Below are 12,743 nucleotides of genomic sequence, written 5' to 3'. Positions count from 1 at the left end.
TCGTTTTAACCTGAGGGTTTGCTGCCTGCTTCAGGGCAGCAAACCACATTCCGCCACAATGCTTTTTGCCAGCGCGCTGACGGTCTGATCAAACCGCTCCGACTCATTATCCAGCATCATATACAGCGCCGTTTGCCGCACCGTTCTGGCCGATAACGCCAGACGACTCAGTTGCCCGCTATCCAGCGCACTTTGCACACTTTCCAGCGGCAGCCAGCCGTATCCGACTCCCACCGCAATCGCCTCCATCGCTGCGCCAACGGTGGTAAATGTCCAGTTAGCAATCGTCCCGGAAGAGTGATTATCGGTGCGCGGCATAGGCCGGTCCGCGACGCTGATCAGCGGGAAGCGTGCCAGATCCTGCGCCGTCAGAGGAACGGGAAGTTGTAGCAACGCATGATCGCTTTTCGCCACCGGCACGAAATCGACATCCAGCAAAAAGCGCCCGTGGATTGCATTCTCCGGCGCCAGCGTGGTGATGTACAAATCCGCCGACCGCTCGTTAAGCTGTTCAATGCTTTCACCGCGCAGGATCTCCGTCAGATGGACGCGCGTATCGGGAAAAAGCTGCTGGAACGCTTTCAGCGCACGAAACAGGCGATTTTTCGGAAACACGCTGTCCACCACCAGACTGAGTTCCGTGCGTACGCCGTCTTTCAAACCGGCGGCGCGATGCTCCAGTTGCAAAAACGCGGTGATCAGCGGGCTGGCCTGAACCAGCAACGCGCGCCCCTGTTCGGTCAGCACTGCCTTACGTCCGTGGATTTCCAGCAACGACAGCCCGAGGCGTTCCTGCAAACCACTCAGTGCGTAACTGACCGATGACTGGCTGCGGTTAAGCACCTGCGCCGCCTGAGCATAACTGCCCTGCTCGATAACCGTTTGTAAAACCACCCATTGTTCCAGCGTTGTACGCGGAAGTGCCATAAAGTTTTCCTTGCCGAATGCGTTTTTCAGCACATAACCGTTCTGATTTTCAGATGATTTACATCGAAAATCAGCGTTTTTATATCTGATTTGTGAAGTGTAATCTTCTTCTCAACGAAACGAAACGTTTCATCCCAACACTGAGTTAAGGAGAATTACGATGAGCAGCTTTGATAAACATGACCTGAGCGGTTTTGTGGGCAAACACGTTGTTTACACTTACGACAACGGCTGGAACTACGAAATTTATGTGAAAAACGCCGAAACGCTGGATTACCGTATTCACAGCGGCCTGGTCGGCAACCGTTGGGTGAAAGACCAGCGCGCTTATATCGTCCGCGTGGCGTCCGACGTCTACAAAATTTCATGGACTGAACCGACCGGCACCGACGTCAGCCTGATTGTGAATCTGGCCGACAACGTGTTCCATGGCACCATCTTCTTCCCGCGCTGGATCATGAACAATCCGGAAAAAACTGTCTGCTTCCAGAACGACCATATTCCGCTGATGAATTCTTACCGCGATGCTGGCCCGGCATATCCGACCGAAGTGATCGACGAATTCGCCACCATCACTTTTGTACGTGACTGCGGCGCGGATAACGATACCGTCATCGACTGTGCCGCCAGTGAACTACCGGCCAACTTCCCGGATAACCTGCGTTAATTCATGTCATTAACACAATAAAAAAGCCGCAGCGCGTGATGTGCTGCGGCTTTTCTTTCTGCTGAGTTTCTTTAAATCAGCGCGCCAGCGTTTTCAGCAACGCGGCGTTGAATTTCTCCGGTTCTTCCATCTGCGGCGCGTGCCCTAATCCGGCAAACTCAATCAGCTTCGCGTGTGGGATCAGCTTCGCAGCCTGTTTACCCAGCACTTTGTAATTGCCGATTTTCGCTTTCACCGCAGGCGGCGCGATATCACTGCCAATCGCCGTGGTATCGGACGTCCCGATCATTAAGGTTGTCGGAACGCGGATATTTTTAAATTCGTAAAACACCGGCTGCGTGAAAATCATGTCGTAAATCAGCGCTGAGTTCCACGCCACCAGTTTATGCCCCGGCCCGTTATTCAACCCTGCCAGCATATCAACCCAGCGGTCGTATTCCGGTTTCCACTTATTCACATAATAGGTTTTCAGCTCGTACTGTTTAATGCTGTCCGCCGAGGTTTTCAGCTCGCGGTCATACCACTGATCGACCGTGCGGTAAGGCACGCCTTTGGCTTTCCAGTCTTCCAGGCCGATCGGGTTAACCAGCACCAGTTTTGACACTTCCGGCGCAAACATCAGACTGTATCGGGTCGCCAGCATCCCGCCGGTGGAATGCCCGACAATTACCGCTTTCTTAATATTGAGGCTTTTCAGCAGGTCATGCGTATTGTTCGCCAGCTGCTGGAAACTGTACTGATAATGCCCCGGCTTGGTGGAGGAACAGAACCCAATCTGATCGGGCGCAATCACGCGGTAACCTTTCACCGCCAGCGCGCGGATGGTATCGCCCCAGGTCGCGGCGCAGAAATTCTTGCCGTGCATCAGCACCACCGTCTGGCCATTTTTATGCCCGGTCGGCGCGACGTCGAGATAGCCCATTTGCAGCGGCGCACCCTGCGAGGTAAAGGAATATTGTTTGATCGGATAAGGGTAATCAAAACCCTGTAATTGCGGACCGTAGGAAGGCGCATCGGCCGCAAAAGCGGGCGCGGTGACACAAAGGGATAAAGCAGCAGTGCAAAAGAGCAATTTCAAACGGGAAAACATCGTTCAGTCCTATTGTCGTTTATCGGACAGGCGGCTTAAAGCCTTATGCTACAAACTTTAAGCCGCCAGTAAAACCCGATAAAACCGAAACAGCACGAACTGGTTTTAGTCTTTAGAGGCCAGAATACAGCGGTAAATCAGGCCGCCGGTCACACCGCCCACAATGGGCATCAGCCAGAACATCCACAGCTGATCCAACGCCCAGGTTCCCTGGAAAATCGCCACTGCGGTACTGCGCGCCGGGTTAACAGAGGTATTGGTCACCGGAATGCTGATCAGGTGAATGAGTGTCAGCGCAAGACCAATCGCGACCGGAGCAAAGCCCGCCGGTGCGCGTTTGTCGGTTGCGCCGTGGATAACGATCAGAAAGATAGCCGTCAGAACGCCTTCCGCCACCATCGCCGCCGCGAGACTGTAGCCGTCCGGTGAGTGTTCGCCGTAGCCGTTGGAAGCAAAGCCGCTGGTCGTTGCGTCAAAACCAGAATGGCCGCTGGCGATAACGTATAACACCGCCGCTGCTGCAATCCCGCCAATCACCTGCGCGATGATGTAAGGCATCACGTCGCGGCCAGGAACGCGTCCGCCCGCGAATAATCCGAGCGTGACCGCCGGGTTAAAATGACCGCCGGAAATATGGCCGACGGCGAAAGCCATGGTCAGAACGGTCAGACCGAATGCCAGCGCCACGCCTGCAAAGCCAATCCCCAGGCCGGGAAAACCCGCCGCGAAAATCGCACTACCACACCCACCAAATACCAAAACAAATGTGCCGATAAACTCGGCAGATAATTTCCTGAACATGACAAGATCCCTGTTAGAATAATCTGATAAATTCACCTTTAACCATACTAAATAGCTTAATCTAAGGTGATCGGCGGGATAATACTCTTGGCAATTCGGAAAGACACTAATATTTGGAAACAGTGAAGCGTTCATGATTTACATCAAATGCAGGTTAATTATCAGGGCGGCAAATATCTTAAAAGTGTGGTGTCACAGAGGATTGAGTCTTTATAGGTTATTATTAACCTAACGAAACTTCTCTCTGTGGCGCTCACTGGTGGAACTCCCTTTGGCCTTAAACTGGTTAAACCGACCGTATATCCGGATTTGCCTTTCCGTTCTGGCATTTTTCATTGTGGCTGCACTGGGTGTACTGGCCATTTCCTGGCAAACCTCACAGGGATTACGCCGCGATACCGCCGCCAGTCTGGCGCAATCTGTCCGCCTTGTGGATATGACGCTCAACAACGCCTCGACCGCTGCCGATTCCGTCCAGCATCTGGTCGGTCATGACTGCGATCAGGACGTCATTCAGGCCTTACGCTGGGAAGTCGCACGCGTGCCGAACGTCCGGACCGTCAACCTTTATCGCGGCGATACCATTTACTGCACCTCGCTGTTTGGTAAAAAGATAGACTACGTTTCCACCAACAAATACGCAGGCGAAACCTTACTCCTCATGAGCGGTAATCCTGTCACACCGGGCCATCCGCTGATTGCTTATCGTCGCGATATTAAGGGCAACGGCATACTGATTGGCGTGGATGGCTATTTCCTGCATAACATCCTTGAATTGCTCAGCACGCACGCTTACCTGATTCTGCAGGTCGGCGATCAGTGGATGGACAGCAAGGGCAAAATTCATCAGGGTGAAGGCTGGCCGGATGGAACAAAAATGGCGCTGGCGTCGGTGCGTTATCCCTACAACATGCGGCTGGTGATCCGTAACAGTGACCAGTGGCGATATGTGTTTGATTACGCGGCTGTCAGCCTGGTGTTGTTCCCGTTGGTCAGCATTTTCATCGCGTTGATGACCTACATGTTGCTTGGCCGCGTGGGTAGCCCGATCTCCACGCTGAAAGATGCGCTGGCGAAAAAGCAGTTTGTTCCGTTCCTGCAACCGGTGGTGGACGGCACAAATCACCGGCTTACCGGCGGCGAAGTGCTGATGCGCTGGCAGCATCCGCAATCGGGCCTGATCCCGCCGTATCATTTCATTCCATTAGCCGAAGAGAGCGGGCTGATTGTGCCGATGACCCGCCTGATGATGGCGCAGGTGCGCGATCAGTTTGGGCCGATTGCCGCGCAACTGCCGGATGATTTCCATTTCGGTTTCAACATCTGCGCCGGACATTTCAAAGACCTGACGCTGATCGAAGACTGCAAAGCGTTCCTGCATGCGTTCAAAGATAAACCGATCCGCCTGGTGCTGGAGCTGACCGAACGCGAGCTGATTGAATCGAGTGAAATCACCCACAGTCTGTTCAGTGCGCTGCGCAGAATGGGCGTGCTGATTGCCATGGACGATTTTGGTACCGGCCACTCCAGCCTGACGTACCTGCAAAAATTCCACATCGATATCCTCAAAATCGACCAGAGCTTTATTGGCCGCATCGGTACGGACGCGCTGGCCGGGCATATCGTGGATAACGTAATTGATCTGGCGAAGCGTTTGCAGTTGATTATTGTGGCGGAAGGCATCGAGACTCAGGAGCAGATCGACTATCTGACGCCCTTCCATCTCGACTATTTTCAGGGTTATTTTTTCGGAAAGCCGGTGCCGGCAACAGAATTTATGGAAAAATGGCTGTAACGATAACAGCCTTATATTCTGCGACTAGAATAATAACGTGAGCTACGTCTTATAAGATGCGTGCGCTTTTTGCTAAAAATCCGCCGATGTGTAACATCCACACAGACTCAGCCCGGCAGAGCGGCTAACTTGTTGAAGTTACATGTATTGACGTAGTCAGTCAGTAAACTCTGCTGAAAATTCGAATGATCACTTTGCGAGCAAGATGATGATTAAGTGGCCGTGGAAAGCGAATGACCTGAAAATTGAAAAATCGGACGCGTGGAATGACGCTCTGAATATCCCGCTATTATCTTCCCTAAACGAGGAGGAGAAACAGCGGCTAATTCAGGTCGCCAGTCAGCTGCTGACGCAAAAGCGGCTGGTTCCGTTGCAGGGCGTCGAACTGACAGAACAGATGCAGGCGCGCATCGCCTTGCTGTTTGCCCTTCCGGTGATGGAACTGGGCGCATCGTGGCTCGATGGTTTTCATGAGATTCTGCTTTACCCTTCCCCTTTCGTCGTCGATTCCCCGTGGCAGGATGAAAACGGGCTGGTTCACGCCGGTTCGCAAATCCACGCCGGACAAAGCTGGGATCAGGGTCCGATTGTGCTGAACTGGCAGGACATCGAAGATTCGTTCGACAACTCCGGTTTCAATCTGGTGATCCACGAAGCGGCGCATAAGCTCGATATGCGCAACGGCGGCGAAGTCAGCGGGATCCCGCCAATCCCGCTGCGGGAAGTGGTCGCGTGGGAACATGATTTGCAGGCCGCCATGCAAAATCTGCAAGATGAGATCGACACCGTCGGCGAAGAAGCCGCCAGCATGGATGCCTACGCCGCGACCGATCCGGCAGAATGCTTTGCGGTATTATCGGAATACTTTTTTAGTGCGCCAGAACTGCTTTCAGAACGTTTTCCGCTGGTATACGGTCATTTTGCCCGTTTTTATCAGCAGGACCCGCTGGCAAGGCAACTTCGCGGCCAGCGCTGCGATTGTTAACACGCGTGATACACGGCGATTTTCAGTGGAAAAGTCCTGTTTTATCGCCGCATTGATTAGTTGCTGAGCAGTCGGAAGGTTTTCGTAATTTTAGCGTTGACACTCTGCGCCCCTCTGGATAACATGCGCCCCGTTCACACGATTCCTCTGTAGTTCAGTCGGTAGAACGGCGGACTGTTAATCCGTATGTCACTGGTTCGAGTCCAGTCAGAGGAGCCAAATTTAGAAAAGCCCGCTTAAGGAAACTTAAGCGGGCTTTTTGGTTTTGTGGAAACAGGTTGCCGTAATGACTGGCGGCATACGCCGGAAGGTCAGCACGCTAAACCGGTGCCGGCAGAACATCCAAGCGCGTTGTAAATCTCAACGATCACCTGCCTCGTTGCGTCTTCAATCGTTCCTTCATTACGGCATAAAACCCAGCCCTGACCGGCAATTTCCCGCTCGAACGCTTGAGTACAAGCGACATGTTCTTCCAGATTATGAATCACCGTACTACTCAGCCCACGCGTCCGCGCCGCGGCTCTCGCCCATGAAATATCCGGCGCAGTAACAACCCCGACATGCAGGTCTGGCGTTCTCACATTTCGTTCAATATTAAGCTGCAAAATCTCTGCGAATGGCACCATCCTGCGAAACGCGGCATCCGACGGGTACCAGCGATCCATCAAGATAATGCTGTCCGGTGGCTGTTTAGTCAGCACTTTCCGGGAAATCCATGCACGACTATCCGCAAAGCGCGCACAAACCTCCAATTCTAAATCCAGGGAGGGATTTCTTGCGAGCCGGTTAACGATAGCCATTGTTTCCCCCCTGAAGGGATCACTTTTTTTCTCGCAAAGTCGGATTACCTTCTTGTTGTCTGCCCTGAGTACTTTCGTAATGGCTTCCAGCAGAGTGGTTTTACCGGTTCCCTTAGGCCCGTCCAGAGAAACAAACAGTTGTCGATTCATGCTTGTGAAGACGATTGATATGCGGTTTTTGTAAAACCTGAATCTGGCAAAAACATCTTATTTCCTTCATATAAATAGCGGGCCACCCTGTCGTTCATCAGCGATGAAGCAGATAAAGGGATTGTAGTGGTTTACTGAATTTGGCCACCTGAACAGAGGTGATATGCTCACCCCAGAACAACACAGGTGCTCCAATGAAAAGAAGAAATTTAGTCCTGAATTCAAACGCGCACCCTCTCAGTAGGTTGTCGACCAGAATTACACCGTCTTTGACGCTGCTGAGGGCTATGAAAGTTGGCCTTTCCACGATGACGAAATGGGTCAAACAACTGCGTGCTGAGCGTTAGGGTAAAACACCAAAATCTTCCCCGATAACTCCGGAATAAATCAAGATATGTGAGCCAAAGAAACTACATCGCATTAATAGTAAACAAAATATTAAACATGCTGATGATTGCAATCGATTTGAGCCGTTTGTCTGTCTCAGCACAAACGAATGAATACCCGCCCCTCCGCAAATACCCCAGCAGACCGATGGGGGAAGTATCAACCCCCGGTCACAGTGATGAGCATGACAGGAAGCAACACAAGGCGTGTCAGCCCACCTCCTCGCTCAGTTTCTCACGCATAAATTCAATAAACACCTGAGTTTTCGCGGGTAGCAGCCGTGTTTCAGTCAGAGCATAAATCGTGACCGCGTCCGCCTTCCATTCAGGCAATATCCGGGTCAATTTATTGTCCGCAACGTCTTCACCGACAATTTTGTCAGGTAAAATCGCGATGCCTGCTCCCATTGAGGCAAAACGACGCATCATACCAATGCTGTTCATCTGAAAGCGTCCGGAAATTTTAAGGCTAATCCGGCTTTCTTCGCGATGTAAGTGCCAGTAACCGGGCTTATCCTGCCGCATACCAATACATTCATGATCCGTCAGCTCATCTGGATTACCCGGATTGCCATTCTGAACTAAATAGTCGGGGGACGCGTAAAGACTGCGCGAAAGCGACCCGAGCTTGCGCGCAATAAGTCCGGAATCGGGCAGACTCCCCATGCGAACAGCCAGATCATAGGGCTCCGATACCAAATCAACGTTTCTCGGCGTTAAGTCGAAATCGAAGCTGATACCAGGATAACAGTCTGAAAATTCTTTAATAAAGGGAGCAAGAATAATCACCGCAAAATCGGCCGGTAAAGAGACCCGCAGCATGCCCTGTGGCTGAGCCAGGAGAGAACCCAACTGTTCATGCGCCAGACGCGCTTCATCAATGATACGCCGGCTTCGTTCGTAATAAATCTGACCGGCTTCGGTCAGTTCAATCTTACGTGTCGTCCTGTGTAACAGCCTCAGGCCGATAAATTTTTCAAGCTCGTTTATTTTACGGGACAGCGTGGAATTAGGCATGCCGAGCGCCTCAGCAGCACCACGAAAACTGTGTGCTTTGACGACCTCGACAAAGTAAGACATATGGTTAAGTAGTTCCATGTTAATTGTGCCAATGATGGAATATTCAATTCTGATATTAGCTATTTATACCAAAAAGTAACAGGCTATACTTTAATCATTCGCAGGAGAAATGAATAAAACCCTGCCTTGATTCTGATAAAAGTTTCAATTTATCAGGTGTTTAACCATAACTTACAGGATAGATATCATGAGCTTTGAAAAATTCACCGCTGACAACGCTGCCATGCTGTTAATTGACCATCAGGTCGGCACTATGGGCTGGGCAAAATCCATGCCTTTTGAAGAGTTAAAACGTAATGCGCTGATGCTGGCCAAATCTGCTGCAATTCTGAATATGCCGGTGGTGCTGACCTCAAGCATGGAAGAGTATGCCCAGGGCCCGCTGGTTGAAGAACTGAAAACCATTCTGCCGGAAGAGTTTGAAGCACGAATCAAGCGCCTGGGCATCGTTAACGCCATGGACGATGAGAACTTTGCCGCCGCGGTTAAAGCCACCGGCAGAAAGAAACTGATTATTGCGGGTGTAACCAATGACGTCTGTACGGTATACCCGGCACTGACACTGGTTGCAGCAGGCTTTGACGTGCAGGTCGTTGCTGACGCCGGTGCCTCGCCAACCAAAATGGCTGATGACATTGCGCTGCGCCGCATGGACAAAAATGGCATTACGCTCACCACAACCAACCAGCTGATTGCTGAGCTGGCAGGAAGCTGGGCAACACCTCAGGGCGAGAAACTGGTCCAGGTATTGATGGAGTCCTTCCAGTAATGAATGAGCCAGCAGGCTCGTGCGGAAGCGATTTTACGCCTTCCGTGTGAGTCTGCCCTCCCGGACAGGAGAGTAACGACAATGCTTAAAATTGAAAACAGCAGTAAACATCAACATGGTTCTGGCGGTTTCGGCATCGATATCCTCTGGCCGGGTATGGTGCAGAATTCATACGACAGCGGTATAGGTGCAATTGGTCGTATTGACCAGGCGAACGTAAAAGCGGGAACGGTAATTCCAATGCATCCTCATAAGGATGATGAAATTCTCACTTACATGCGTAAAGGCAGAATGCTGCATCTGGACACGGTCGGTAATGAGGAAGAGATTACTGATACCCGACTGATGCTCATGAACGCCGGACATACCTTCCAGCATGAGGAACGCATTCTGGGTGAAAAAGGTGAATCAATGCAATGTCTGCAGATTTTCATTCGCCCCTCAGAAACCAACCTGACACCTCAGGTGCAGTTTCATGATTTCGGCACGCCTTACAGTGACAATAACTGGCGGCTGATTGCCGGCCCTGAAAATGCGCCGTTAACTTTCCGTTCTCAGACGTGGATACAGGACACACGACTTGCTGGCGGTGGTGAGCTGACGCTACCGGCTGTTCCGAACGATAGCGTAGTGCGCCTGTTATATGTATTTGAGGGCGCGGCCCGAATTGGTGAAACTGCCCTTAGTACGGGTGAAAGCATCCTTATCGAAGACAACGAAGTTCACACTATCACCGCGATGGAAACCACTGATATGGTACTTTTCACTACTGACCCGGCTGCAAAAGTGTTTCGTGGCGGTATGTTCAGTGGAAACATGCGCCCGCGCCTGTAAGGGTGTTTCTAAAATATTACGGGCTGAACAGTATTCTTTCCAATTACCGGAGAAATACAATATTTTAATTTTTCAAAAAAACACGCCGGATGTTTTATCACCCTTTTATCGGGAATGTTTTTATATTAATTCGACATTATAAATAAAGTGTCTTTGAATTTATTTATATGTTTTGTCAGCGTGCTGAATATCTACATTATTGTTACTTTTTATTAATGCAGCATATTTCAACGACATAACTTATTATTAGGCCACAGGAAATTAAAAATGGATAAAATATTTACACCATTCAAACTCGGGAAATATATATTGAACAACCGTCTGGTGATGGCCCCAATGACCCGCAGCCGTGCAGAATATGACGGCACACCGGCTGACCTTGCGGTTGAATACTATACACAGCGCGCCGGGGTGGGGCTGATCGTTGCAGAAGGGACGCAGCCCAGCGATGACGGGCAGGGTTACTTAATGACTCCCGGTATTTACACCGAAGCACACGTGGCCGGCTGGAAAAAAATCACCTCAGCCGTTCACAATAAGGGCGGCCATCTATTCATCCAGCTTATGCATACGGGCCGCATGAATCATCCTGACAATACGCCACACCATCGTCAGGGTGTGGCGCCTTCAGCCATTGCTCCCGGCGTACAGATGTTTACTGCAAGCGGAATGCAGGATATTCCGGTGCCTCGCGAACTGACAACGGAAGAAATCCACAACACAGTTGCTGATTTTCGCTATGCGGCACGGCGTGCTGTTGAGGCCGGTGCTGACGGCGTGGAGATCCACGGCGCTAATGCCTATCTGATACATCAGTTTTTAGCACCGAGCGCCAACCAGCGCTGCGATGAATATGGCGGCTCCATAGAGAACCGTGCCCGTTTTGCGCTGGAGGTTGCGGCAGCCATTGCAGGTGAGATTGGTGCGGACAAAACCGCGATCCGTCTTTCCCCGGGCAGTCAGATTTGGGGTATTAATGAAGGTGAAGAAGGTCCGGCGCTTTATCGTTACCTGGTTGCTGAACTGAATAAGCTAGGACTGAGTTACCTGCACATTATGCATATGGGCAATGAGGTACTGCTGGGTGAGCTGCGGGCATTATGGACGCAGCCGCTGATATTGAATCGCCCTGGGAAAAGCAGAGAAAACATCGGTGATGATCTCCAGTCCGGACTTGCCGAACTGGAATCTTACGGCCAGATGATTCTGGCTAACCCGGATTTCACCTGCCGTATTAAAACAGGGGCCGAAATGAACAGTGCCGATCCGGCGACCTATTATGGCGGCGGCGTCGAAGGTTACACTGATTATCCAGTAATGCAGTAATGCAGTAATGCAGTAATGCAGTAATGCAGTAATGCAGTAATGCAGTAATGCAGTAATGCAGTAATTTAATATGCCAATAAAGAGGATAAACGTTTAGGTATATCCTCTTTTATTTTCATCGCACTACCATACCTAAACCCCAGTTTAGAATGTTTCCAATTAATCATGCCCTGCCCTTAACCAATACGTTACTTTATATGCTGACGGCTTGAGCTAATGCTGACGACCGTTTTTGGCAAGGAGAGAATAGACTAACTTAACCAAGGTCTGCATTGAATGAAGAACGGAAATTATTCACATCGTTTGCATAATTGCCTAAGAGAGTAACGCCCCTTTTTGGGTTTGGTTTAGACATGTCGGTTTAGCAATCTTGTTCTGGCTAATTAGGACAAAGTCCTGTCGGGGCTTTTATCGGGCCACAATCACCAAAGTCATACACTTTGTATCCCTTTTGATTCATGCAGCTCAGAATGTGATTACGCCTGGCATCAAAACGCTCCATTGTCTCTCCGGGCTCTATGCGATTCAAGCTCCAGTGACCACCATCAAGGTTTGCACTGGGGTTAACACCACAGCTATACAGATCGGCTTTACGCTGCGCAACATTGGTTAAGCCAGAAGCCTCCGGTTTCTGAAATACCTGGACCCAGGGAACATAATCGTAATTAGAGGAGTCCATATCGGCAACCACACACCCTGTTAACACCACTACACTCGCTAAAACCATCTTTTTGATCTTCAAAATGTTCCCTCAGATAAAGTGACCACCGGATATCAAGTAAACACGATGTTCAACCAGCAGGCAACTTCAGCTCCTGGCACTCAGCTAACGTTCAGGCCCATCAAGGTTCCTGCTTTGCTGGCGGAAGCAATTTTTTAGCTTCATGAATGAGCTTTTCGATCTCTTTCAGAGGGATGCATCCTTCGTAGCAAGAAAAAGAGAACTCATGAGTTACATCGGAATAGAAGACTTCAGCAATTTGCCGGAAGGGGGATGTTCCAGCCTCAGATAGTTCGAGGTACATCCCATCACGGATGTGAATCGCCACGGATAATCTAGACACTTCCGAGCCGTTGATAATACTGCTTTTCATATTCTGTCGGTGACATCTGATTGCTCGAACCATGCCGAC

General features: G+C 50.5%; 13 protein-coding genes, 1 tRNA gene and 2 pseudogenes. 8 read left to right on the top strand and 8 right to left on the bottom strand.

Going from position 1 to position 12,743, the window contains the following annotated elements; all coding sequences use genetic code 11:
* Positions 1 to 30: 30 nt before the first annotated feature.
* Positions 31 to 927 carry a LysR family transcriptional regulator gene (locus tag M2403_RS05285; protein WP_259228670.1) on the bottom strand — a complete coding sequence of 299 codons (897 nt, stop codon included), beginning with the start codon at positions 925 to 927 and terminating at the stop codon, positions 31 to 33.
* 160 nt (positions 928 to 1,087) lie between these two features.
* Here M2403_RS05285 and M2403_RS05280 point away from each other — a divergent pair, with 160 nt between their 5' ends.
* Positions 1,088 to 1,594 (top strand): phenolic acid decarboxylase, encoded by a 507-nt coding sequence (locus M2403_RS05280; protein ID WP_152326023.1) that lies wholly within the window; start codon positions 1,088 to 1,090, stop codon positions 1,592 to 1,594.
* Between the two features lie 76 nt (positions 1,595 to 1,670).
* Here the strand turns inward: M2403_RS05280 and M2403_RS05275 are convergent, their stop codons facing one another.
* Positions 1,671 to 2,684: an alpha/beta fold hydrolase gene (locus M2403_RS05275; RefSeq protein ID WP_152326022.1), complete on the bottom strand. Its 1,014-nt coding sequence runs from the start codon at positions 2,682 to 2,684 to the stop codon at positions 1,671 to 1,673.
* 105 nt (positions 2,685 to 2,789) lie between these two features.
* A complete protein-coding gene (aqpZ, locus tag M2403_RS05270) occupies positions 2,790 to 3,485 on the bottom strand; it encodes an aquaporin Z (RefSeq protein WP_259228669.1) in 696 nt (231 codons plus the stop codon).
* Between the two features lie 259 nt (positions 3,486 to 3,744).
* Here aqpZ and M2403_RS05265 point away from each other — a divergent pair, with 259 nt between their 5' ends.
* From M2403_RS05265 to M2403_RS05255, 3 genes are all read left to right on the top strand, one after another.
* Positions 3,745 to 5,280, top strand: a complete 1,536-nt coding sequence (locus M2403_RS05265) for an EAL domain-containing protein (RefSeq protein WP_259228668.1) — start codon at positions 3,745 to 3,747, stop codon at positions 5,278 to 5,280.
* 208 nt (positions 5,281 to 5,488) lie between these two features.
* The gene (gene mtfA / locus M2403_RS05260) at positions 5,489 to 6,265 is read left to right on the top strand and encodes a DgsA anti-repressor MtfA (RefSeq protein ID WP_152326358.1); all 777 of its coding nucleotides are present in this window, start codon (positions 5,489 to 5,491) and stop codon (positions 6,263 to 6,265) included.
* Between the two features lie 143 nt (positions 6,266 to 6,408).
* A tRNA-Asn gene (locus M2403_RS05255) sits at positions 6,409 to 6,484 on the top strand.
* 92 nt (positions 6,485 to 6,576) lie between these two features.
* On the opposite strand, the gene M2403_RS05250 is transcribed toward M2403_RS05255, so the two are convergent.
* Positions 6,577 to 7,215, bottom strand: coding sequence for a dTMP kinase (locus tag M2403_RS05250; protein ID WP_259228667.1), 639 nt, complete (start codon positions 7,213 to 7,215; stop codon positions 6,577 to 6,579).
* 163 nt (positions 7,216 to 7,378) lie between these two features.
* On the opposite strand from M2403_RS05250, the pseudogene M2403_RS05245 reads away from it, so the two are divergent.
* A pseudogene (locus tag M2403_RS05245) lies at positions 7,379 to 7,598 on the top strand (transposase); the annotation flags it as partial.
* A 54-nt stretch (positions 7,599 to 7,652) separates the two neighbouring features.
* On the opposite strand, the pseudogene M2403_RS24875 reads toward M2403_RS05245, so the two are convergent.
* Together M2403_RS24875 and M2403_RS05240 are read right to left on the bottom strand one after the other, a co-directional pair.
* A pseudogene (locus tag M2403_RS24875) lies at positions 7,653 to 7,772 on the bottom strand (alpha/beta hydrolase); the annotation flags it as partial.
* Between the two features lie 39 nt (positions 7,773 to 7,811).
* Entirely contained in the window at positions 7,812 to 8,681 is an 870-nt protein-coding gene (locus M2403_RS05240) for a LysR family transcriptional regulator (protein ID WP_204902589.1), read from the bottom strand.
* Between the two features lie 187 nt (positions 8,682 to 8,868).
* Between M2403_RS05240 and M2403_RS05235 the strand changes: the two genes are divergently transcribed.
* From M2403_RS05235 to M2403_RS05225, 3 genes are all read left to right on the top strand, one after another.
* Positions 8,869 to 9,450 (top strand): isochorismatase family protein, encoded by a 582-nt coding sequence (locus M2403_RS05235; protein ID WP_152326018.1) that lies wholly within the window; start codon positions 8,869 to 8,871, stop codon positions 9,448 to 9,450.
* An 81-nt stretch (positions 9,451 to 9,531) separates the two neighbouring features.
* Positions 9,532 to 10,284 carry a pirin family protein gene (locus M2403_RS05230; protein ID WP_152326017.1) on the top strand — a complete coding sequence of 251 codons (753 nt, stop codon included), beginning with the start codon at positions 9,532 to 9,534 and terminating at the stop codon, positions 10,282 to 10,284.
* 267 nt (positions 10,285 to 10,551) lie between these two features.
* The gene (locus tag M2403_RS05225; RefSeq protein ID WP_259228666.1) at positions 10,552 to 11,610 is read left to right on the top strand and encodes an alkene reductase; all 1,059 of its coding nucleotides are present in this window, start codon (positions 10,552 to 10,554) and stop codon (positions 11,608 to 11,610) included.
* 379 nt (positions 11,611 to 11,989) lie between these two features.
* On the opposite strand, the gene M2403_RS05220 is transcribed toward M2403_RS05225, so the two are convergent.
* Positions 11,990 to 12,352: a hypothetical protein gene (locus tag M2403_RS05220; protein ID WP_310503616.1), complete on the bottom strand. Its 363-nt coding sequence runs from the start codon at positions 12,350 to 12,352 to the stop codon at positions 11,990 to 11,992.
* Between the two features lie 100 nt (positions 12,353 to 12,452).
* Positions 12,453 to 12,743: hypothetical protein (locus M2403_RS05215; protein WP_259228665.1), on the bottom strand; the 291-nt coding region annotated here is incomplete at its 5' end.

Source organism: Rahnella sp. BIGb0603, from assembly GCF_024808755.1.
GTDB classification, from domain to species: Bacteria; Pseudomonadota; Gammaproteobacteria; order Enterobacterales; family Enterobacteriaceae; genus Rahnella; species Rahnella contaminans.
The sequence above is the reverse complement of the archived record's forward strand: the minus strand, read 5'-3'. Positions and strand labels throughout refer to the sequence as shown.